This is a genomic window from Bacillus sp. GMs2/2, assembly GCF_050172095.1.
Lineage (GTDB): Bacteria > Bacillota > Bacilli > Bacillales > Bacillaceae_G > Bacillus_A > Bacillus_A cereus.
The window spans coordinates 1-23,818 of record NZ_JBNLYE010000028.1; the positions used below are offsets into that span (position 1 = coordinate 1).

Consider the following 23,818-nt stretch of genomic DNA (forward strand, 5'->3'; position numbering starts at 1 on the left):
AGCATTAACAAACCACGTCATTATTTTATCATTCGACTGTTTATCAGCTTTAGATTTTCCTATACTACAAAAACTACCTCATTTCCAATCTCTAATAAAAAAGGGCACGGTTGTCGAAAAAGTAGAACCAATTTATCCTTCTGTAACATATCCAAGCCACTCAACAATTGTAACTGGTAATTACCCTAACAAGCACGGTGTTGTTAGCAATACGTTACTTCAACCAGGGCGTGAATCACCTGATTGGCATTGGTACCGAAAATCAATAAAAGGAACAACATTGTATGATGAAGCGCGCAAAGCAAATTTAACGACAGCCGCCCTTCTATGGCCTGTTACTGGAAGAGCGAACATCGATTACAATTTACCAGAAATTTTCCCCAATAGACCTTGGCAAAATCAAGTGTTAGTTTCCTTATTTAGCGGTAGCCCACTATACCAATTAGATTTAAATCGTCGTTTCGGCCATATAAGAAATGGTTTATCACAACCAGAGCTGGATGATTTCGTCCTCGCCTCTGCTGTGCATACAATCCAGACGAAAAAGCCTAATGTCATGTTTGTACATTTCACCGATCTAGACACCCAAAGACACTATCACGGCTTTGAATCTAACGAAACAATAGCTGCTATCCAGAGACATGACGAACGTCTAGGGAAAATTATTCAAGCACTAAAAGAAAGTGACCTATACGAAGAAAGTACAATTATTGCCCTTGGTGATCATAGCGCTTTAAGTGAAAACAAATCCATCCAATTAAATGTGCTATTCCATCAAAGAGGACTTATATCTCTTAATAAAAAAGGAAAATTAGTAGACTGGAAAGCCTATTGCCAAAGTTGCGACGGCTCTGCCTATGTATATGTAAAGGACAAAAATGATACGGATACAATTCGCGAGGTACAACTACTCCTTGAAGACCTACTTCAAAATAAACAAAATGGAATTGAATTTATACTTCATGATGAAGCTGCGAAAGACTGCGGTGCAGACGGTAATTGTTTATTCATGTTAGAAGCACGAGAAGGGTATTATTTCACTGAAAACTATACAGGAGATTTTATAAAAGAAATTACCGAAAAAGATGTTACGCCTAGTAAAAAATATACATTTGGTACGCATGGATACTCTCCAACAAAACCTAACTATGAAACAATTTTTATCGCTGCCGGAAAAGGTATAAAAAGTGGTGTGACAATCCCATATATGAGACTTATTGATGAAGGTCCAACTATCGCTAGACTACTAGGTTTACACTTAGGTGAAACAGACGGAGCAACTGTAGAGGATTTACTCCAATTGTAAAGAACTGTGTATATATGTAAAAGTTATGTAAAATTCATCACTGTTTCTCTTTTTATAATTTTTATTTTTGTACACTGTTAGTAAAACAAATTTAAGGGGGAACATTATATGAAAAAAATGTCCAGACAAGAAAAAAGCTGGATATTATACGATTGGGCGAACTCTGTATACTCGCTCGTCATTACAACTGCATTATTTCCAATTTACTTTAAAGCAGCTGCAAAAGAAGCTGGACTATCTGGGGCAACTTCAACAGCATATTGGGGATATGCAAACTCATTCGCAACACTTTTAATTTCTATACTTGCTCCTATTCTTGGCACAGTTGCTGATTATAAAGGATTTAAAAAACGTTTTTTCACATTCTTCTTTGGACTCGGTATCGTATTTACAAGTATGTTAGCAGTCGTTCCAACCTCTCAGTGGTACTTATTGCTAGGGTGCTATATGCTCGCCTTAATCGGCTTTGCTGGAGCAAACATTTTCTATGATGCATTTTTAGTGGACGTCACTTCTGAAGATAGAATGGACCGAATTTCTACAAGAGGATTTGCATTAGGTTATATCGGGAGTACAATTCCTTTTATCGGTTGTATCGCTCTTATTATTCTTTCTCAAAAAGGAACTATTCCCTTATCGGTCGGCATTGCTAGTCAAATTTCCTTTGCGATAACAGCTCTTTGGTGGGGGTTATTTACAATTCCAATGCTAAAAAACGTAGAGCAAACACACTATATTGAGCGTCATCCAAGACCTATTAGAATGAGCTTCAAACGTCTTGCTGATACTTTTAAAAATATTAAAGAATATAAAACTGTATTTATGTTTCTAATCGCTTACTTTTTCTATATTGACGGAGTCGATACAATTATTACTATGTCTACCGCTTACGGAACCGATCTCGGTATTAGTGCAATGAATCTATTAATCATATTATTTGTAACACAAATTGTCGCTTGTCCATTTGCGTTACTATACGGAAAACTATCTGAAACATTTACTGGCAAAAAAATGCTATATGTCGGTATCATTATTTATATCATTATTTGCACATATGCTTATTTCTTAAAAACGACACTTGATTTTTGGATTTTAGCAATGCTAGTTGCTACATCTCAAGGTGGTATTCAAGCACTAAGTCGTTCATACTTTGCAAAACTAGTACCAAAAGAATCTGCTAATGAATTCTTCGGATTTTATAATATATTTGGTAAGTTCGCCGCAATTATGGGTCCGGTATTAGTCGGTGTTACAACGCAATTAACAGGAAAAACAAACGCTGGTGTTCTTAGTATTATTGTTCTGTTTATTATTGGAGGATTCTTACTAACTAGAGTTCCAGAAAATAATACATCCGTTACACCACCTAGTCCAAAGACTAAAACGCTATAAGAAAAGATCCTCTTCTCATAAGAAGAGGATCTTTTTTATTTTTAAAGGTGCGCCTTATAATGAACGACTCTACTGCTTGTACAAAAATAATTTATCAACAGTTGTTCCTAATACTTCAGCTAAACGGAACGCTAACGCTAAGCTTGGATCATATTTATTATTCTCAATTGCATTTATCGTTTGTCTAGAAACCTTACATTTATCAGCTAATGCGCCTTGTGAAATATTATTTTCAGTGCGTAATTCATAGATTTGATTTTTCACACCATTGCTCCTAACCTGTAAAATTATTTTTACAACATCAGTATATAATTGGCTCATATAGTTGTCAAAAGTTCCTCAAAGAAAAAAGGAGCAATTTTGCTCCCTTACAATAGTTATTTCGAAACTAACGAATTTGTTAGTGCCTCTTTATTAGCAACATCGTCTTTTTTTATTTGCATGCGTAGAACTGGCCCTATCGCTAATAAAATAAGTGCCATTGCTATACAAAACACAGTAACTAGTGAAGTTAGTTCCTTTAATCCTCCAGCTAATGAAGTTCCAATTAGCATTGCCCCCATAAACAGTGGTAAAATCGTTCCATTTACTCTTCCAACCATATTTTCTGGTACAAGTTGAATCATAAGCGTACCGACAACAATATTAACACAAGCTAAACAAATACCTGTTCCAAATCTCATGAAACTAGTAATCCAAAATAATGTAGATAGCCCTTCTACTAAAAATGAAATCGCTAATATACCCATACCGAATACAAACATCTTTTTCGGATTCACTTTTGAAGCGAAAACTGCAGCAACAATACCACCGAGTAACATACCTATTCCGTCAGCTGCCGCTAAATATTGAACAGCTTCTTTTTCCATACCTAAACGTTCAATTACAAGGAATACTTCTAATGGATTCGTTAATCCAACAGCCAAACCCATAATTGTAAAAGTGATCGTAATCATACGTAAATTTTTCGTATGAAGAACATACTTCCAACCTTCTTTTATATCATTTTTTAATGAGTCTCTCGCCACCTGCTCTTTTTCAACCCATTTTGGTAAGAATGAAAGGGCGATAGCAGATAACAAAAATAAAATGATTAAGCTATATAGTGATGTAAATAAACCAAGTTGTGTATACACAAGCGATCCTACCACTGGTCCAAAAATCAGAAATAATGACTGTAATGTTTGGTTAAATGCAATCGCATTTGCTACCTCTCCTTCTTTTACATAGCGCTTAAATATACGCGAAGATGAGGGCTGAGAAAACTGACCTACAATCGCGGAAATGAGTGTTGCAAAAAATATAGCCTGCCAATAATCCAGCTTTAACAACAAAACAATTCCTATAATAGACAGTACACTTAATACATCTCCAGCGACCATTGTTCTTTTCGGATTCCAACGATCAGCTAGCGCACCACCGATAAACGAGAAAATAAAAATAGGTGCATATTCCATAACTGATAACAACGAAACAGAAACTGGATCATTATTCGTTCGCTCCATTATAAAATACAAAAGAGCCATATTTCTGATCCAAATTGCAAATTGTTGTAAAATATCAGACGCCATAACGAGCATAAATGCTCGGTTTTTAAATAAAGCGTTCATTTTCATTCCCCTTTCACAAACCGACCGTTCGGTCTAATTTATTTTGTAAGAAAAGCAACTGACCTATTATTCAGCTGCCATTCCTTTTAACAATACATCTATTGCCTTTTTATAAATACGTTTCAGCTCTTTATAATCTAATTCGTAGTAAAGCACTCCAAGTCCTGATAATAATCCGTTTACAATATACATAAGATCACGAGTATTATCTTCACGGAACTCTCCAGACTCTATACCTACTTCAATTAATTTCTCAAACATAACATATGATTCTCTAGTTAAAGCTAACAGTTCATCCAGAATCTCTTTACTTACAACTTGGCTCATAGAGAATTCCTCTATTGCATTTGAAATTGGTTGCTGTATGTCCTCTACATGATATTCCGCGAGACCATATAGTTTTTCAGTACTAGTGCTATACAACTTCTCTTTTTCATTCCATTTTTCAATCCAATCATACGTATGCTGTTTCACTACAAATAAAAATAATTCTTCTTTACTTTTAAAGTGATAATAAATACTTCCTTTACTTCGCTCTGTAATTTCACAAATCTCTTCCATAGATGTAGCTGCGTAGCCCTTCTGTGAAAATAGACTTTCTGCTTTATATGCAATTTCTTTCTTTATCTCTTCTGCGCTTCTTCTCATATTCACACCTCTTTAAACCGACCGTTCAGTCTAATAATAACAAATCAAAAACCTCTATCGCAAGAGGCTATATTCCTTATTTAAGAAAACGTACTTTCAAACCAAGTTCGAATCATATGTATGGTTCCAAATTTAAATGCTAATTTAACAAGAAATACGCCTCCCGCAGCTAATAAAAATAACATTACTTTCCCCTTATTTTTCACTTTCGGTTCCCTTTTCATTTCCATTCCCCTTAGTATGTTAAAAATATTAAACAAACGTTTGTTTAACTGTGTTTATGCATATGTAAGCCGACTAATCAAACGTTTGTTTAAAAAGAAATACGCCTATATAAGGCGCATTTTTATCAATCACCACCGCCACCGCAGCTTCCTCCGCTATCTCCCCCAAAAGATCCTCCACAATCATGTGAGCCGCCATCATGCGAGCTATCATTATCAGATCCAGCAAAGAAAAATAATGGTGATGAGCTGTTAGATGAATTATGAATGTTATTTTGTTTTGTAAGATTTACCTTCTTTTTGTTCGATCGAACTGCTGTTACAATTGTTCCAACTACAACAAATAATAGTATGACAATAATAAATTCCATTTAAAAGCCTCCCTTATTCCTCGAATAATTGAATGGTTCTCTCTAGATTTTCAAGTGAAATGAAGCGTGATTCACGAAGAATTTCTTTTCCATTATGAAATAATAAAATTGTTGGCCCTGTAAATACTCCATATCGCCCCGCAATCTCTTGCATGTCTTGTAGTAATATCTCTATTTTCTCTACGTAATCATAATTCTCTAATACGTAATTTACTTTTCTTAGCATAATATCACAAACACCACAATTTTCCGTTTTAATAAACAGAAGTACCAATTGTTGTTCTTCGATATAGGTCGCTAATTCTTCTATCGTTTTAAATATAGTCATCTTATCCCTCTTAGCGTAATTTACGAAATACTTTGTCTTGATACATACGAAAAGCTGAACTATCTTTAATCTTTCTCTTTTCCATTACCTGCTGAAAACGAAGCGTTTTTGCTGTTAACTCTTCTCGTAATCTCTTTCTCTCTTCTTCATCATAACAGCAAGCAATTAGATCCTCTATTTTTAATATATCTTTTTGTAGTTCCATTTCTGGTGGAATCATTCCCGCATTTTTTAAAATTTTATAACTCATTCTAAGTTCTGGAGGTACCATTGAAAGATCTTCTAATTGTAGTGGTTTTCCTTTTCCCGGAAGATAATCAAGATCACCATTCCGTATTGCTTGTCGAATTTTTTCTTCAGCAATGTTCAAAAACACATCCACACTATTCCCTCCTTTACATATTTTTACTATTATTTTACATGATATTTCCTTATCTTTCTACGTCTTTAATAATTGGCTCCATACAATTTTTTCTCAAATTTATTTATAATGAGCTTTTTCCTCCCATACCGATTTTTCGTTTTCATATATAGTTTGTATTTAAGCCTTTTTGTATTGAGAAAGTCTTTTTCAACTTAATAAAGCGTTTACACTAAATCTTACATTTGTTACGATTTAATCACCCCCAGCTCCCTTGTATAGACTTCGTGATGTCTGATCATTTTATCTAGACGTTTCACACGTTTAGATTCATTTTGATTTATTGGCGTATGCCTTTAAATATATCTTTTATTTTGAAAGGAGAAATGGCTATGAGGTCTCAAAAATTCACACTGCTATTACTATCCCTACTACTTTTCTTACCTCTTTTTCTCACAAATTTTATTACTCCAAATCTCGCATTAGCAGATTCACCAAAGCAAAGTCAAAAAATTGTTGGGTACTTTCCTTCGTGGGGCGTTTACGGACGTAATTATCAAGTTGCTGACATTGATGCATCAAAACTTACTCACCTTAACTATGCTTTCGCGGATATTTGTTGGAATGGAAAACATGGAAACCCTTCTACTCATCCTGATAATCCAAATAAACAAACGTGGAACTGTAAAGAATCTGGTGTACCATTGCAAAATAAAGAGGTTCCTAATGGTACTCTCGTACTCGGGGAACCATGGGCTGATGTTACCAAATCGTATCCTGGCTCAGGGACAACTTGGGAAGATTGCGATAAATATGCCCGTTGCGGAAATTTCGGTGAACTAAAACGATTAAAAGCTAAATATCCTCACTTAAAAACAATTATTTCCGTTGGTGGCTGGACTTGGTCTAACCGCTTTTCTGATATGGCCGCTGATGAAAAAACAAGAAAAGTATTTGCTGACTCTACAGTAGCTTTTCTTCGCGCATATGGGTTTGATGGCGTAGATTTAGACTGGGAATATCCGGGCGTTGAAACGATTCCTGGTGGTAGTTATCGTCCTGAAGATAAACAAAATTTCACTCTCCTTCTTCAAGACGTCCGAAATGCTTTGAATAAAGCAGGTGCTGAAGATGGCAAACAATATTTACTAACAATCGCTTCAGGTGCAAGCCAACGCTACGCTGATCATACAGAACTAAAGAAAATTTCTCAAATACTCGATTGGATTAATATTATGACATATGATTTCCATGGCGGATGGGAAGCTACTTCTAATCATAATGCAGCTCTATATAAGGATCCAAATGACCCAGCAGCAAATACGAATTTTTACGTAGATGGTGCTATAAATGTTTATACAAATGAAGGTGTTCCAGTCGATAAACTAGTATTAGGCGTACCCTTTTACGGACGTGGCTGGAAAAGTTGTGGCAAAGAAAATAATGGACAATATCAACCTTGCAAACCAGGTAGTGATGGGAAACTTGCTTCTAAAGGTACTTGGGATGATTATTCTACCGGTGACACGGGTGTGTATGATTACGGTGATTTAGCAGCCAATTACGTTAATAAAAATGGTTTTGTACGCTACTGGAATGACACAGCTAAAGTACCTTACTTATATAATGCAACTACAGGCACATTTATTAGCTACGATGACAATGAATCTATGAAATACAAAACAGACTATATAAAGACGAAAGGTTTAAGTGGAGCAATGTTTTGGGAACTAAGCGGAGATTGCCGTACAAGTCCAAAATATAGTTGCAGTGGTCCAAAATTACTTGATACGCTAGTAAAAGAATTACTTGGTGGACCTATTAGTCAAAAAGATACTGAGCCACCAACGAATGTTAAAAACATTGTAGTTACGAATAAAAATTCAAACTCAGTTCAATTAAACTGGACTGTATCTACTGATAACGTAGGAGTTACGGAATATGAAATTACTGCTGGAGAAGAGAAATGGAGTACAACAACAAATAGCATTACAATTAAAAACTTAAAACCTAATACGGAATACACATTTTCGGTAATTGCCAAAGATGCTGCTGGAAATAAATCACAACCTACCGCTCTTACTGTCAAAACGGATGAAGCTAATACGACACCTCCTGATGGAAATGGTACTGCTACATTTTCAGTCACTTCGAATTGGGGCAGCGGTTATAACTTCTCGATTATAATTAAAAATAATGGAACGACTCCTATTAAAAATTGGAAATTAGAATTTGATTATAGCGGCAATTTAACACAAGTTTGGGATTCTAAAATTAGTAGTAAAACAAATAATCATTATGTAATTACGAACGCAGGATGGAATGGTGAAATTCCTCCTGGTGGCTCTATTACAATTGGCGGTGCAGGAACAGGTAATCCTGCCGAACTTTTAAATGCCGTCATTAGCGAAAACTAGACGTAATATCCATTAATTAATTCACTAAAGTTTGAATTTAGGTTTGAGCAATACCTCCTAAATTCAAACTTTTAATTTTATGAAAAATCAAAAACATCTCAATAACCTATTATAATTATATTTAATTTATAATATGAAGTTTATATGAAGTTCATTTGAATTTTACATGAATTTCCTTTAATTTCTATTGTCTTCCTATAATATCCATATTATCCTTTACATAAAGGAATTATTTTTATTCCATTTTGAACTATCTATATATATAAAGAAAGATAGTCACCTGTTAGGGAAAGGCTTTCGTATTATAAATATAACAAAAGAAAAAGCACGCTTATAAGCGCACCATAAGAGTGCTTCTTCATACAATTCTCATGTAAGAGTTCTCGAAAATCATGTTAATCACAAAGAAAAGGCATTAGCTCATAAAAGCTAATGCCTTTTCTTTATTCATATTGTTGAGTATTCCATTCTTCTATATTTCATACTTTTGTTATCTACGATTCATAGAAAGAAGGTTCATGTGAGACAATTAAAACCGTTCCTTTGTATTGTTGTAACGCTTCCTGTAAAGCCATCTTAGTTTCTACATCCAAATGATTAGTCCGTTCGTCTAAAATTAAAACATCAGCTTTTTCTATTTTTTCATATAAGGAGCTAACACACTTAAAATCTCTTCTTTATCCTTTTTTAATTCGAGTGATGTTAACATATCCATCGTTCTCGGCCTAGGTAATTTCACTTGTACCTCGCCAACTATTGACGCTGGTCTTTGAGATAAAATAAATACGCGATCTGAAAGCAAGATTGCCTCATCTAAGTCATGTGTAACCATAACGATTGTTTGCTTCTCTTGATGCCAAGAGTTTAAAAGCCAGCTATGTACTTCCATTTTTGTAAATGCATCTAATTTACCAAAAGGCTCATCAAGCAGCATAATTGGCTTTTCACATAAATATGTGCGCAGAAAACTAATTCTTTGACGCATACCACCAGACAATTCATCTGGATAATGGTTTGCATATTCATCTAGTTCGAACTGCTTTAATGCTTCCATTCCTTCTGTCAGCCTTTGTTTTTTCGGCTTTCCTTCAATTTCTAACGGAAGAACGATATTTTGCAAAGCTGATCGCCACGGTAGTAATAAATCTTGTTGTGGCATATAACTAACAACATCTTGCTCTTGTACTTGCTTATCGTTATACGTTACGTTCCCGCTTGTTGGTTTTTCAACATTTGCAATCATGTTTAATAATGTGCTTTTCCCGCAACCACTCGGTCCTACAAAGGAAACAAACTCTCCCTCTTGTATAGAGGCACTAATATTCTCTAATACATTCTTTCCGTCGAAAGATTTCACTATATTTTTTATTTGTAATCCGCTCATTTTTCACTTGGAAGGAATTCATTTGTAAAAGCATCTTTTACATCGATTTTCTTTTTAATAACTTTGTTGTCATATAAGAAATTCATGTAATTCGTCCAAATTTCTTCCTTCTGTACTCCCCATGCTTTAGCATCATCTTGATACTTCGTACTTAACCATTTTTGGCTTTCTTGAACTAAATCTTTATTCACATCTGGAACAGCTTTAATTAAAATATCAGCAGCCTCTTTCGGTTCCTTAATTGCAAAATTGTAACCTTCTGTCGTTGCACTCATAAACTTTTTCACAAAGTCTTTATCTTGCTTCGTATGTTTTTCACTCGTAATAATAACAGGACTATAGAAATCAAGCGCTGGATCTAAGTCCTTCACCATAATCGTATTTAACTCTTTTCCTTGACGCTTCGCTTCAATACCATCCCAACCGTAATAAATCCATTCGAAATCTGCATCACGGCCAATTGATTTAAAGAAATCTGTTTGTCCTAAGATGATTTTTTCAACTTTATTAAAATCAGCTTGATGTTTATCCATAATCGTCTTTAATGTCGCTTCTTCTGCTGGTCCTCCCCAGCCGCCGTAACGTTTGCCTTCAAAATCTTTCGGGGACGTCATATTATCTTTCTTCAGCGATGCAAACGCTGAAGTGTTATGCTGAATAATCGCTCCTACAGATACAACAGGAATTCCTTCTACACGAGCTAACGTTACATTTTCTTGTGCGCTTATTGCGAAGTCTGCTTTTCCTGATGCTATCATTTGCTCTGCTGTTACATTGTCACCTGGTTGAATAATTTCTACATCTAATCCTTGCTTTTTGTAATAATCTTTCGTTTGCGCTACATACAAGCCAGTATGATTCGTATTTGGAAACCAATCTAATACTACTTTTACTTTTTGATCTTTACTTGCACTTTCTTCTTTCTTCGCCGGATTACATCCAGCCACACCTACCGCTACTAAGGCAGCTAACATAACTTTCAAACCTTTTTTCATTTTCTGCCGTCCTTTCTATATATCCATGGTGCTGTTATTCTTGCCATAAACTCTACGATAAAATACAGGCATAATGTCACTATAACGATGATTGCTGCAACACCAAATACTCGGGCAGTCAAAAAGGATTTTGTAGCCCTCGTAAGCATAACGCCTAATCCTTCACTTGCACCGAGCCATTCTCCGATAATTGCCCCCATTACGCTATATGTAACTGCAATTTTTAAACCTGAGAAAAAGTATGGAAGCACTGCTGGAAATTTTACTTTCTGGTAAACTTGCCATTTCGTCGCCTTCATTGTTTGTAACAGTTTCAGCATGTTTTTATCTACTGTTTGAAAACCTTCTAAAATACTAAGCGCAATTGGGAAGAAACAAACAAGTATTACGACCATTACTTTCGGCAACATCCCATATCCAAACCAAATAATAAATAGCGGTGCAAGTACAACAATTGGAATTGTTTGCGAAATAACGAGCAATGGATTTATTAAAATACGAAATAACGGTATAACGTCCATAATAATTGCGATGCTCGTCCCCAATAAAATTGCAAAGAATAGTCCAATTATAACTTCCTGCAGTGTTTGCATCGTATTTGGTAATAGTAAATCTTTCATCCCAATTAATTCTTGAACAATGGCAGAAGGCTTTGGTAAAATCCACGGTTCGATTTTAAATAATGAAACAGATCCTTCCCATATCGCAATGAGAAGGATAAGCCAAATAGTTGTAATAAGTTTAGATTGCTTCTGGTTTTGCATATTCATCACGGTACTTCCAAACCTTTTCATCTATTGTTACACCAGTGCTTGGACGATAATGGATTTTAATAGAAGTAATCACTTCTTCTGCTCCAGCTTCGACGCAAGCTTGTTGTGCACGTTTAACGACATCAAGAAGTACATCTAATTCTCCTTCCAAAGTTGTTTCCATTGCCCCCACTTCATAACGAACTCCCGATTGTTGCACAACTTCAATTGCTTTATCGACAACAGAATATACATCTTTCGTTTTCGCTTGTGGTACTACTGAAAATGACATTGTAACTTGTTGTGACATAATAAAATCCCCCTTATAAAATTAAATTTCAAAAATAAGAAAAGGCTTTCCTACTGCGTAGGAAAGCCTTGTATGCAAGTTATTACAGAATAACATATGCTACATCACTTTAAGTAACTCCCTACGCTGGCATTATCCAGATCAGGTTGAGGGTCGATGTTTACTTACATCCTCTCAGCCAATTGGCTCCCCGGTCCTTAATTCGTTTTCATTGTAGCATGATTTATTTTATTGAACAAACAAAAGCATGCATAATCATTTCATTATTTTTGGAAAATAACCAACTTTTTCACCATGAGCTAATAACTGCTGTATAAATTCTTTATTAATTGCTGGTACTATCAATTCTTTTTTCTTAATCCATTCATTCGTTCTACGCGTACCCATTACAATTTCAGATTGCTGTGCTCCATCTCCTGCAACTTGAGAAGCAATTAACTCTGCTATTACTTCATTTCCCTTCGCTAATGCAAGTCCGGTATTTACATATTCTGAAAGTGGAACCATTTCAAGATTGTATCCACACTCTCCAATTAGCTGTATAAATTGTTCAAACTCAATTTGATGTGGATGACAAATATGTAACGTCTCTCCTACAATTTGCGCATCTTGTAAATACGATACAATTGATTTACTAGCAAAATCAATTGGTGTGAAATCAACTTTCCACTTCACATTTGGTGCTTTCCCAATTAATAGCATTGTTTTAATAAGACGATAAAATGCGTTTCCATCAATATTTTGTTGGAACGAACCTGTTTCTGAATGACATGCTAAATTACCTGCACGATAAATATTTCCGCGCAAACCATTTTTCATTGCTTCACGAACAATGTTTTCCGCTTGTAGTTTACTATTTGAATATACATTCTCTAAGTCTACACTGTAATTAAAATCACCAGTTTTCATGTATGTATCCCATTGATCTACCGCTAATTCTAACGGGATACCAATTGTAGAAATAAAATGGAATGTAGCACCTTTCTCAGCTAATGCTAGCATACGGCTAGTTCCTTGGACATTTATATTTTCAAATTGTTTTACATCTCCAAAATGTCTTACATCTGCACCACAATGAATTATCGTATCCATCTTAGAACTGATGAACATAAATTCTTCTTCGCTCATCCCAAGATACTCTTCTCCCAGATCACCAGCTACGGCCTGTATACGCTGTAACCATTCTTCACATATATCATTAAAGTAGCCTGTTAATGTATCTATAATTCTTTGCTGCACATCTTTCGTTGGTCTTACTAAACAATAAATAGTAGCAGATGTATCTCTCAACAATTCATATAATATGTGTGATCCTAAATAACCAGTAGCTCCTGTTAAAAAGACATTTGAAATCTGGGTTTCTTCCAAAACGTTTGCATACGTGATAGTATCTGGTTCGTGAATCACTTTATATTCACGAAATACTTCTTCTTTCTCTACTTTTACTTCTCGCTCAATTCGAGCTAATCCATATATCGTTCTTTCTTTAAAGAAATCTTGAATTGTTAAATGTGAGAAATCTTCTTTTAACAATGTTAAGACTCGTAATACTTTTAATGAATGTCCACCAATTGTAAAGAAATCATCATGTACTCCAACTTTTGAAATTCCTAATACTTCTGCCCAAGCGTTCGCTATTTGTTTTTCTGCTTTATTAGAAGGTGCAACATATTCTTGTAGACGAACCGGTTCATACTTTTCTTCTAACTGAGCTAACTTCTTAACATCAATCTTTTTATTAGGTGTAAGTGGTAATTCATTAATATAAATTAGTTTAGATGGCACCATATAATCTGGTAATTGCTCTTGTAACTGATAAACTAATTCTGGTATTTCTTTTTTATTTAAAGTTGTATAGAACGCGATTAAATATTGGCTACCTTCCTTACTCTTCTTAGCAAAAACAGCATTTTCTTTTATATTATGATTTTGAGAAATTTTACTTTGGATTTCTCCTAGTTCAATACGATGTCCTCTAATTTTTACTTGATCATCTTTCCGATGTAAAAACTCTATATTTCCATCCTCTAGCAACTTAACGATATCACCTGTTTTATATATATTAACTATAGGATTAAAAGGGTTCGGAATAAAAGCTTCAATTGTTTTATTAGGCTTATTAAAATACCCTTTTGCTAATCCCACTGAATCTATATATAATTCACCAGGTACACCAATTGGACAAAGATTCATATTCTCATCCAAAATCATAACTTGATAATTAGCACATGGTTTACCAATGGGAATACTCGCAACATCCTCATTTAACTGACTAGGTATTTTATAGGTTGTCGTCACTACAGTACATTCTGTCGGTCCGTATACATTATAAATTTCAACATTTGTACCTATTCTTTCTCTCCACAATTTAATAACCTCTACAGGCAACATTTCACCGCCAATCGCAATTCTTTTTAGGGAAGCTAGCTTATATATATCTTCTTCTGCTAAATAAGTTGCTACTTGTCGAACAAAAATTGTTGCTAATGCCAAGATTGAAGTTGCTTTCACTTTATAGATTGCATTTGCAAATGCTTCTACAGACAATCGCTCTTCCTCTAGTAATACATACAAGTTTCCTCCGCAGAATAAAGAAGCAAATGACTCCCATACAGAGGCATCGAAACTAAAGGAAGGAAATTGAGCAAATACATCCTCTTCTGTCAATTCATATTGCTTTTTCATCCAAGTATACAGATTAACAACGCCTCTATGTGCTAACATCGTTCCCTTTGGATTCCCTGTTGAACCAGATGTATAAATCATATAAGCTACATCGTCACAATGAATAGACAACTTTACATCTATATCTTCATAAGTTTCACTATCATACATTGAAACTGTTTGAACCCCATCACATGTTATAGGCGTCTCTTTCATCAATATAACTTTCGCTTGGCTATCTTGAATAATGTACTGTATTCTACTTTCTGGATAATCTGGATCAATTGGAACATACGCTGCACCAGCTTTTAATATAGCTACCATACTTACTACTGTGTCTATGCTACGTTTCATAAATATTCCAACATAGTCTCCTAATTGGACGCCGTTTTTAATTAACATATGAGCTATTTGATTACTTTTTTTATTTAGCTCCTCATAAGTTAAAGTACCTTCCCTTGAAGATAAAGCTATACGATTTGGAAATTGAGTAACAGTATTATAGAACATATCGACGATACTTTTCTCAGGATATACTGCTGTCGTATCATTCACTTGACTATAAAGTACCATCTCGGCCTCTGTAATAATATTAAAATGTTTTATATACTTATTATTATTTTGTGATATATCAACTAAAACACCTTGTATTTGTTGTCCATAACGAGTAATCGTTGTCTCTTTCCAATTAACACTATTAAATATTATTTCTACACTTTTCATATTTTTACTAAATACAAATTGTAATGTATTCATGTCTTGTAGCTCATAATATGTTTCACCAATAATAATAGGTGACATTTCATATAATGTATTACCGTTTTGAAACTCTTCTATTTCTTCCTCATTCATTTCTTTAATTTGCTCCAGTTGCTCTTCAATTTGTAAATTTAAACTTTCATAGGAGAGAAAATTAGAAACTTCAATAGTAATTGGAAATAAACTTCCTCTTACATGATAAAGCACGACAATATGTTTTTCTTTAGAAATATGATATAACCACGTTGTAGTCGCTCCTATTAAATCCACAATGCGAGTCAAATTTGAAAACAGTTCCGTTTTCCTTTTTATCCTAAGTTCCGTTCCTTGCACATCTTTAGGTATTTTAATACTTCCTTCTACTTTTCCTAAAAATTCTTTTACCATCTCACTATAAGAAATTGCTAATTTCATATTTATGTAAATTCCTCTCTTAAATATAATAAAGGTGTGAAAATTCACACCTTTTTCATCCCTTATTAAAGGGCAGATTCGTTCAATTCATAATCAAGGGAGGATTCCCTTGATTAGAATTGAACTTTCTCCTTATTCGCTTTTAAACTCACCAATAAGCTCTTGTAATTCCTGAGAAAGCCAACTTAAAGAAGTCGCTAATTCTGCAATATCTTGTACTGATATTTCTTGCTCTTTCATGCTTTCTTCAACATTACTACTGCTGTTGGCATAAGTATTTGCAATATGTGATAATTCATTTACGACTTGAACAATATTCTGGCTATTTTGTAAAATGTCACTCGAATTACCAGAAACAGCTTTTACTTGATCTGTAACAGATTGCGCTGATTTTGAGATTTTTTCAAAGAAATCTCCACTACTTTGAACAAGCGAAATTCCAGTTTCTACTTCTCTTGAACCTTTTTGCATGGAAACTACAGCATCTTCTGTCTCAGCTTGTGTTTCACCAATTAATTTCGCTATATCTTTAGCAGACGCTTCCGTTTGTTCTGCTAATTTTCGTACTTCATCAGCAACAACTGCAAACCCTCTTCCAGCTGCTCCAGCACGTGAAGCCTCAATAGAAGCATTTAAAGCTAATAAATTTGTTTGATTTGAAATACCTGTAATTACAGTTACGATATCACTAATTTCTTTTGACCTTGTTTCTAACGAATAAATGATGGAAGATAAATCTTGTACTGCATTTTGGATTAAACTCATTTGATTAATAATTTGTCCAATCACTTCATTACCTTCAATTGAATGTTGTTCCATACCTTCAGAAGCAACCGCAACTTGTTTTGCAGCCCCAGTTATTTCTTCTACCTTATCTTCCATTCCATGTACAATTCCTAAACATTGTTGTACTGAAGTTTTTTGAGACTGTGCCCCTACTCTTAAACCTTCAATCGAACTTGCAATCTCTTGAACTGCCATGCTGTTTTCCTCTGTACTCGCCGACAATTCTTGTGAAGAAGAAGAAACTTGCTCAGCAGTTTGCCTTACTTTATCTATAATCCCTTTAAATTTTTCAATCGTGTTATTGAAATAAACATTAATAATTCCAATATCATCTGGTCTTTCTTTTAATTTAACACTTAAGTCACCTTCACCAATTTTACGTAACCCTTCTCTTAAATCTTTTAATGGAGCTAACGAGTGACGCACGATAAAGAATTGAGTAATAGTCGCAATTGCTAATGAAATAATGATAAAGAGTAAACCCTGTATCATAAACTTCTCTTTTGTAATAGGAACAATGGAAGCATCTAAGTCAGCCGCAATAATTGCAACAATATTGTTTTCTCCATCCGTAATTGGTTCTAATATTGTCACCCATGAACCTATTTCATCTTCATATACTTCTGTCATTTGTGCCTTTTTCGTATCAATCACTTTATCGTATGCCTTCATCCAATGAGCGGGTTGTTCATAATAATCTCCCGTCTTTATAGGGAATGCATTTGTTAACTCTGTAGTCAAACCAACGAGTTGTAATTCTCGCTTTTCATTCGGCTTTGCTCCTGTAACATACGTTTGTCCAACACTTTTCAATTCTTTTGAAACTTCATCTAATTTCTCTGTTAACTTTTCTTTTTTCACTTTTTCGGCTGTAGGATCTTTCGCCATGTCTCTAACTAACTCTAAATCCAATTTTTTTAATACTATTTCTCCTGTTTCAATAGACTGCCTTTCAAATAAAGACATCATACTATTTTGAAACATGTTGAAACTTAACGCACCCATACTTCCAACAAGCGTCAAAATAACTAGTACGGTTAATAAGACGTTCTTTTGAAGGAACGATAACTTATGCCAATATTTTTTCATTAATATCCACCTTCCTTAACTAACATAAACAAAAAAACAAAATATATGAATATTTTGTTTGAAAATGTTTCTCAATATGTTCGAGAATAAAAAAAAGCCAATGTAAAAGCATTGGCAAAGACCAACCCTATCCGTCCGGTAACTGGCTAGCATAGCCTTTCGACCTTAGCTCCTGTAGTTTTGCGTCCTCATGTTTCCATCAGTTTGCCTTTCTCGCTGAACGAGTTGAACGATATGGGAGTTCTATGAGAATTAATTTATTCTCTTTCAAAGATTACAACATATAAATCAAAATGTCTACTTATTTAGAGATATAAATACAAATTTTTAACGCATTGCTTTTTCGAAATAATTTCAAAAAGTACGTGAATGTTACTTTTTTTATGTTATATAATAAAAAATGTATAAATAACAAGGATTTCTTCGGGTATTTATTTAATTTTCATTCAAATTAAACTATTCGAATATATCTTAACTAATGAATTTCGGAGGTAGTTTATCATGTTTTGGCTACAATTTCTTACCTTGTTACTCTGTATTTTTATTGGTGCACGCCTAGGCGGAGTTGGTTTAGGAGTAATGGGTGGAGTTGGTATGGCAATACTCGTTTTTGTCTTCCACCTACAACCAACCGCGCCTCCTATCGATGTAATGCTTATGATTTTGGCAGTAATTACAGCTGCTGGTGCTTTGCAAGCTGCTGGAGGAATGGACTATCTTGTTCATCTAGCTGAAAAGGCATTACGAAAAAATCCAAAGCGTATTACTTTTTTTGCTCCAATTGTTACTTATTTATTCACACTATGTGCAGGTACTGGTCACGTTGCCTATTCTGTACTTCCTGTTATTGCAGAAGTCTCTCGTGAATCAGGGATTAGACCGGAACGCCCAATGTCGATTGCCGTAATCGCTTCTCAACAAGCAATTACAGCTAGTCCAATTTCAGCTGCCACAGTTGCTCTTTTAGCAATGTTAGCTGACTATAAAATCACTTTATTAGATATTTTAAAAGTGAGTATTCCTTCCACTTTCATTGCTTGTATGTTAGCAGCATTCGTTGCTAGTAAGATGGGAAAAGAATTAAATGAAGACCCTGAATACTTAAAACGATTAAAAGAAGGAATGATTCCTAAGCTTGAAGAGAAAAAAGAATTTGTAGGTGTAAAGGGCGCAAAATTATCAGTTATCCTTTTCCTTGTAGGAACCTTCCTTGTTGTACTTCTTGGTTCATTTGAAGCACTTCGTCCAGGATGGATAGTTGATGGGAAGTTAGCTCGTCTTTCCATGCCGAATACAATTGAGATGGTTATGTTAACTATCGCGGCTCTTATTATTATTTTCTGTAAACCAAATGTAGAAAGCATTGTGTCTGGTAACGTCTTTAAAGCAGGAGCAACAGCAGTTGTTGCTATTTTCGGTATCGCTTGGATGGGAGATACTTTCTTTAATGGAAACTTAAATATGATTCAAGGATCCATTCAGCATTTAGTAACAAGTGCACCTTGGCTATTTGCCATCGCGCTATTCATTCTATCTATTTTACTGTACAGCCAAGCAGCAACAGTACGTGCCTTAATGCCACTTGGACTATCCCTTGGTATTCCACCAGCACTACTGATTGCTATGTTCCCTGCAGTAAATGGATATTTCTTCATTCCAAACTATGGAACAATCGTTGCTGCTATTAACTTTGACCGTACTGGTACAACAGGTATCGGTAAATACGTATTAAATCATAGTTTTATGATTCCTGGCCTAATTGCAACATTTACTTCTATCGGAATTGGAATGCTCTTAATTTCAATTATGTTTTAAAGAAAAAGCACAAACCTTTATTTAAAAAGGTTTGTGCTTTTTTAATCAAATGTTTGTTTAAATTTTTGGGCAGTCTATTTCTTCATGTAGCACTTAAAATACTACACTTCCTTCCCTACAAACTTCTCTTTACTTCTTCAGCTAATTTTCTCGTACTTTCATACGCAGATTCAGCTAAACTAATTGCTGAAATAACTGAAACACCGTCCGCACCCGCTTCTATAACTGCCGCTGTATTTTCAATTGTAATCCCACCAATACCAACGATTGGCACTGTAATTCCTTGTTCTCTAAAATAAGCTAATCCTTTCGTTCCTTGAACCGCTTTCGTATCTTTTTTCGTACTCGTTGGGAAAATAGGTCCAACGCCTAAATAATCTGCTCCATTTTCGATTGCAAAGCGTGCTTCTTCAATTGTATGAGCAGATACGCCGATAATTTTATCTCCCATTTTTTCACGAACAGATGTAATTCCTTCATCATCTTGTCCAACATGAACACCATCTGCATCTAATTCAATGGCTAATTCTACATCATCATTTACAATGAAAGGAACACTATATTCCTTACAAAGCGTCTGCAATTCTTTTGCAAAGCGCACTCTATCTTCTCCGATTAAAGAACCTTCCCCCTTCTCGCGAAACTGAAAAAGTGTCACTCCACCATCTAACGCTTCTTTCAATACAGCTAAAGGATCCCTCGTGCAGTTATTACTTCCCATAATAAAATACACTTGCAATAGCTTAGACATTTTATCTATTTCAATGCGTGCCATTTCTTTCACTCCCTCTTACTCTAACTCCACAATCTTCCCATACTTCTCAATATCACCTGAAGTTGTATTAGCTAATTGATTTAAAAATTCAATTTGGAAACTACCAGGCCCTTTTTCTACCGCCTTAGCAGCTGCCAGTTCCGAAGCTACACCATAAAACGTTAATGCGGCTACTGCTGCTTTTACATAATCTTTTTCCACTGCTACAAATGCTCCTATTACAGAAGTTAGTAAACAACCTGTTCCCGTAACTTTCGTTAAAATAGGGTGACCATTTCGAATAACAATAGTTCTCTCTCCATCTGTAACAACATCTTCTTTTCCAGTAATGACCGCAACTGTATTTAGTTCATCTGCTGCCTGCCTTGCAATACTTACAACATTGCCATTTCCAGTACCAGCGTCTACCCCTTTAATTTCCCATTTCTCATTAATAACATTTGCTATTTCAGCCGCATTTCCGCGGATAATTGCTAAATCTATTTCGGCTGGAATATGTCTCGCAACTTCTGTTCGATACGAAGTTGCTCCTGCACCAACTGGGTCAAATAGTACTGGCACATTGCTCGCATTTGCTGATTTACCCGCGAGTAACATCGCTTCTACTTCTTCAGGACGAAGTGTCCCCATATTTAATACTAACGCTCCAGCAATGCTAGCCATTTCTGCTACTTCTTCTTTTGCATACGCCATTACAGGCGATGCTCCAAGTGCCAACAAACCGTTAGCAGTAAAATTTGTTACAACAACATTTGTAATATTATGAACGAGCGGATTAGATTCTCTCACCAAATACACTACTTTACTAATTTCTTTCATATTCATCCTTTTCATCTCCTAACTATAATGATGGGAGATACACAAAAAGACACTTTGCGCGTACGCAAAGTGCCTGAACATGTGCTTTTACACTCTCCCTACGCTGGCATTATCCAACAGGTTCAAATGGTCAATGACGGACTAGTCATACTCTCAGTTTGCATCCACAAACTCCCATGTGCTTCTTATTCATCTACTTCAAAGTCTACTCTTATTCTACTAAAATAACAAGTTCTTTACTTTTCTATTTAATATAGAAGCAACTGATAAAGTGAAACTTTAATCAGTGATTTTTTTCATCCCCCATTGATTATCGGCCCTCACCAATCGGGCTTTTACGGGCAGTTGTTCCCCCCTAACTTATTTGCTTTCGTTGAATTTTGAGGTGGGGATCTTACTGCCCGTTAATGCGGGATAAAGTGAAACTTTAATTAGTTGGGATTTTGTTCACTCCATTAAAAACAGCTCAAATATGGAGCGAAACTGAATCTCAAGAAGATGTATGCTATATTTAACTTATGGAAATTTGAAAGGATGTTTTTAATATGTCAAAAAGCGTTGTAATCGCTGAAAAACCTTCCGTTGCACGAGATATTGCTCGTGTACTTAAGTGCGATAAAAAAGGAAATGGCTACCTTGAAGGTAGTAAATATATTGTAACTTGGGCTTTAGGTCATCTCGTTACATTAGCAGATCCAGAAAGTTATGATGTGAAATATAAAAAGTGGAATTTAGAAGATTTACCGATGCTACCTGAGCGTTTGAAATTAACGGTTATTAAACAAACTGGTAAACAATTTAATGCTATAAAAAGTCAGCTACTTAGAAAAGATGTAAATGAAATTATTGTAGCAACAGACGCTGGACGTGAAGGAGAATTGGTTGCTCGTTGGATTATTGATAAGGTTCGAATTAACAAGCCAATCAAACGTCTATGGATTTCATCCGTTACTGATAAAGCAATTAAAGATGGTTTTGCAAATTTAAAACCAGGTAAAGCCTATGACAATTTATACGCTTCAGCAGTTGCACGTTCAGAAGCTGACTGGTATATCGGTCTTAATGCAACTCGTGCTTTAACGACTCGCTTTAATGCTCAGTTAAATTGTGGTCGTGGTGCGATGTATCCCGTCAATAGTTAGGGTAAAATTAATATTTCTAGTATTTATAAGACTTGTAAGAATTGCGCCCAAATAATTCCGGTTGCAATTGTTGTTTCATGCATTAAAATATTATATTTTTCTTCCTCAATCCATCCCCTCTTATATAAAATATTCGTAACTACTCATCCCATAGTTAAAAACGCGTGTAGCTTTGAAATTAAGTTTAATTAAAAGCATCTTATAAACATATATTTTATGGCAAATTAAAAAGACTCATTTAGAATAAAGTTTAATCAAATTGGATTCGTTTCTTTTTCAATGAATACTTAGTTTTATAAATAAGTTTGTTCAAAATGCATTTAGCATTCTTTAATCGAAGAGATAATCGCATCTTTTTTAACAGCGCAACTTTGTTCAAAACTTCGCTTCTTTCTTACAAACATCATGATTTTATTTTAGATTCACAGTACGAGAAGCTTTTATTTGCTATCCATTAAGATCAGAGTGCTACACCAATCAATCCAATTAATATATAATACAACCTAATATAGGGATTTATAGAAAAAGACAGTAACATCCGACCTTTTATGGAGTGTTACTGTCTTTCTCATTATACGATAACGCTATGTTCTTTTATCGTACAAAACCTGGATAATTCTGCTCTGCTGCATTAATCCACTCAGCAACCTCATTCAGCATGTTTTGTACCTCTTCATAAGATAATCCACTATCAGCAGCTTGTTCCCATACATCTTCAATAACACTACCTAAATTGCGTGGATAAGATATGCTGTCGTGTATTAAACTAGGCTCTAATACTTCAAGAGCATTTTTTCCTGCTTGCCCCTCATACGATAAATGCGAAACATACCATCCATCTACATTTCGAATTAACGTATAACGGTCTTTACTGCTCCATCTACGTGAATAGATGTCCATATAAAATTCGGCACCTAAAGTAGAATCCACCGGATCATCGTTTGCACTTGTGTCATCTAGATATGCTAACAAGTCCTCAACGGGATGCACGTGTGCATAAAACTCGGGATGATTTGCTTCTAATTCACGGTTTTCAATCATATACCTGCGATGCTTAGGATGTGGTGTTAATGACATATGCAGTTCGTGTGCTGCTTCTGCCATTTTACGAAACGCCTCATCATGATTCTCATGTGGTCTTCCATGAATAGCTTGATTTACGATTTCTAAATTTTCTTCAATGCTTTGTCGTAGTTGCTGTTGCTGTTCGTTTAGTTCTACATTCACTAAAATCACTCCTTTAAATTATTTTGTAACAAGTATCGCAGAAATCAAAGGTTTTGTGTTACGGTCCTTACAAACGTTACCTTTACCATTGTTTTCTAGTTTTAGTATATGGTCAAAGATGGTCAAAAGTCAAACTAACTGCTTATTTTACTAGTTTTCCAAAAATATCTCGGTACAATAAAAAACAGTATGTTAAACCAATGCAAATCATATGGGTACTCCTCCCCCGC

The 23,818-nt window shown here is 35.0% G+C and carries 20 protein-coding genes, 1 pseudogene and 3 riboswitches; of the genes and pseudogenes, 5 read left to right on the plus strand and 16 right to left on the minus strand.

Features of this window, described 5'->3' with window-relative positions; all coding sequences use genetic code 11:
- Together ACQGS6_RS06905 and ACQGS6_RS06910 are read left to right on the plus strand one after the other, a co-directional pair.
- The coding region (locus ACQGS6_RS06905) for an ectonucleotide pyrophosphatase/phosphodiesterase (protein ID WP_426964976.1) at positions 1-1,306 on the plus strand (1,306 nt) is incomplete at its 5' end.
- Positions 1,307-1,414: 108 nt separating this feature from the next.
- Positions 1,415-2,698, plus strand: coding sequence for an MFS transporter (locus tag ACQGS6_RS06910; protein ID WP_326318636.1), 1,284 nt, complete (start codon positions 1,415-1,417; stop codon positions 2,696-2,698).
- A gap of 69 nt (positions 2,699-2,767) precedes the next feature.
- On the opposite strand, the gene ACQGS6_RS06915 is transcribed toward ACQGS6_RS06910, so the two are convergent.
- From ACQGS6_RS06915 to ACQGS6_RS06945, 7 genes are all read right to left on the minus strand, one after another.
- Positions 2,768-3,019 carry a helix-turn-helix transcriptional regulator gene (locus ACQGS6_RS06915; protein WP_065845593.1) on the minus strand — a complete coding sequence of 84 codons (252 nt, stop codon included), beginning with the start codon at positions 3,017-3,019 and terminating at the stop codon, positions 2,768-2,770.
- A gap of 56 nt (positions 3,020-3,075) precedes the next feature.
- Positions 3,076-4,308 (minus strand): MFS transporter, encoded by a 1,233-nt coding sequence (locus tag ACQGS6_RS06920; RefSeq protein WP_030022730.1) that lies wholly within the window; start codon positions 4,306-4,308, stop codon positions 3,076-3,078.
- A gap of 66 nt (positions 4,309-4,374) precedes the next feature.
- Positions 4,375-4,956 carry a TetR/AcrR family transcriptional regulator gene (locus ACQGS6_RS06925; protein WP_001254433.1) on the minus strand — a complete coding sequence of 194 codons (582 nt, stop codon included), beginning with the start codon at positions 4,954-4,956 and terminating at the stop codon, positions 4,375-4,377.
- Positions 4,957-5,036: 80 nt separating this feature from the next.
- The gene (locus ACQGS6_RS06930) at positions 5,037-5,180 is read right to left on the minus strand and encodes a hypothetical protein (protein ID WP_000817975.1); all 144 of its coding nucleotides are present in this window, start codon (positions 5,178-5,180) and stop codon (positions 5,037-5,039) included.
- A gap of 125 nt (positions 5,181-5,305) precedes the next feature.
- Positions 5,306-5,551, minus strand: a complete 246-nt coding sequence (locus tag ACQGS6_RS06935) for a hypothetical protein (protein ID WP_000394369.1) — start codon at positions 5,549-5,551, stop codon at positions 5,306-5,308.
- A gap of 13 nt (positions 5,552-5,564) precedes the next feature.
- Complete coding sequence (locus tag ACQGS6_RS06940; RefSeq protein WP_098283841.1) at positions 5,565-5,879, minus strand: thioredoxin family protein; 315 nt, start codon at positions 5,877-5,879, stop codon at positions 5,565-5,567.
- A 10-nt stretch (positions 5,880-5,889) separates the two neighbouring features.
- Complete coding sequence (locus tag ACQGS6_RS06945) at positions 5,890-6,261, minus strand: DUF1992 domain-containing protein (protein ID WP_000382380.1); 372 nt, start codon at positions 6,259-6,261, stop codon at positions 5,890-5,892.
- A gap of 371 nt (positions 6,262-6,632) precedes the next feature.
- Between ACQGS6_RS06945 and ACQGS6_RS06950 the strand changes: the two genes are divergently transcribed.
- Positions 6,633-8,657 (plus strand): glycosyl hydrolase family 18 protein, encoded by a 2,025-nt coding sequence (locus ACQGS6_RS06950; protein WP_001257478.1) that lies wholly within the window; start codon positions 6,633-6,635, stop codon positions 8,655-8,657.
- Between the two features lie 634 nt (positions 8,658-9,291).
- Here the strand turns inward: ACQGS6_RS06950 and ACQGS6_RS06955 are convergent.
- From ACQGS6_RS06955 to ACQGS6_RS06980, 6 genes are all read right to left on the minus strand, one after another.
- Positions 9,292-10,041: an ABC transporter ATP-binding protein gene (locus tag ACQGS6_RS06955; RefSeq protein WP_000016085.1), complete on the minus strand. Its 750-nt coding sequence runs from the start codon at positions 10,039-10,041 to the stop codon at positions 9,292-9,294.
- Positions 10,038-11,036, minus strand: a complete 999-nt coding sequence (locus tag ACQGS6_RS06960; protein ID WP_000715573.1) for an ABC transporter substrate-binding protein — start codon at positions 11,034-11,036, stop codon at positions 10,038-10,040. Before ACQGS6_RS06960 ends, ACQGS6_RS06955 begins: the two co-directional genes overlap by 4 nt.
- Positions 11,033-11,806 carry an ABC transporter permease gene (locus ACQGS6_RS06965; RefSeq protein ID WP_001057164.1) on the minus strand — a complete coding sequence of 258 codons (774 nt, stop codon included), beginning with the start codon at positions 11,804-11,806 and terminating at the stop codon, positions 11,033-11,035. Before ACQGS6_RS06965 ends, ACQGS6_RS06960 begins: the two co-directional genes overlap by 4 nt.
- Positions 11,778-12,098 (minus strand): MTH1187 family thiamine-binding protein, encoded by a 321-nt coding sequence (locus ACQGS6_RS06970; protein ID WP_000082907.1) that lies wholly within the window; start codon positions 12,096-12,098, stop codon positions 11,778-11,780. The genes ACQGS6_RS06965 and ACQGS6_RS06970 overlap by 29 nt, the downstream gene beginning before the upstream one ends.
- A 101-nt stretch (positions 12,099-12,199) precedes the next feature.
- Positions 12,200-12,301, minus strand: a riboswitch (TPP riboswitch).
- 52 nt (positions 12,302-12,353) lie between these two features.
- Entirely contained in the window at positions 12,354-15,935 is a 3,582-nt protein-coding gene (locus ACQGS6_RS06975; RefSeq protein WP_326318635.1) for an amino acid adenylation domain-containing protein, read from the minus strand.
- Positions 15,936-16,067: 132 nt separating this feature from the next.
- Positions 16,068-17,810, minus strand: a complete 1,743-nt coding sequence (locus ACQGS6_RS06980; RefSeq protein WP_000761076.1) for a methyl-accepting chemotaxis protein — start codon at positions 17,808-17,810, stop codon at positions 16,068-16,070.
- Positions 17,811-17,944: 134 nt separating this feature from the next.
- Positions 17,945-18,029, minus strand: a riboswitch (cyclic di-GMP riboswitch).
- A gap of 282 nt (positions 18,030-18,311) precedes the next feature.
- Between ACQGS6_RS06980 and ACQGS6_RS06985 the strand changes: the two genes are divergently transcribed.
- The gene (locus tag ACQGS6_RS06985; RefSeq protein ID WP_000498704.1) at positions 18,312-19,625 is read left to right on the plus strand and encodes an anaerobic C4-dicarboxylate transporter family protein; all 1,314 of its coding nucleotides are present in this window, start codon (positions 18,312-18,314) and stop codon (positions 19,623-19,625) included.
- Between the two features lie 115 nt (positions 19,626-19,740).
- On the opposite strand, the gene thiE is transcribed toward ACQGS6_RS06985, so the two are convergent.
- Together thiE and thiM are read right to left on the minus strand one after the other, a co-directional pair.
- Positions 19,741-20,400, minus strand: a complete 660-nt coding sequence (thiE, locus tag ACQGS6_RS06990) for a thiamine phosphate synthase (protein ID WP_000090966.1) — start codon at positions 20,398-20,400, stop codon at positions 19,741-19,743.
- Between the two features lie 15 nt (positions 20,401-20,415).
- Positions 20,416-21,225, minus strand: coding sequence for a hydroxyethylthiazole kinase (gene thiM, locus ACQGS6_RS06995; RefSeq protein WP_098299484.1), 810 nt, complete (start codon positions 21,223-21,225; stop codon positions 20,416-20,418).
- A 72-nt stretch (positions 21,226-21,297) separates the two neighbouring features.
- Positions 21,298-21,407: riboswitch (TPP riboswitch) on the minus strand.
- A gap of 357 nt (positions 21,408-21,764) precedes the next feature.
- Between thiM and topB the strand changes: the two are divergent.
- A pseudogene (topB, locus tag ACQGS6_RS07000) lies at positions 21,765-22,334 on the plus strand (DNA topoisomerase III); the annotation flags it as partial.
- Between the two features lie 621 nt (positions 22,335-22,955).
- Here topB and ACQGS6_RS07005 read toward each other — a convergent pair.
- Positions 22,956-23,588, minus strand: coding sequence for a hypothetical protein (locus ACQGS6_RS07005; protein WP_426964978.1), 633 nt, complete (start codon positions 23,586-23,588; stop codon positions 22,956-22,958).
- Positions 23,589-23,818 lie beyond the last annotated feature (230 nt).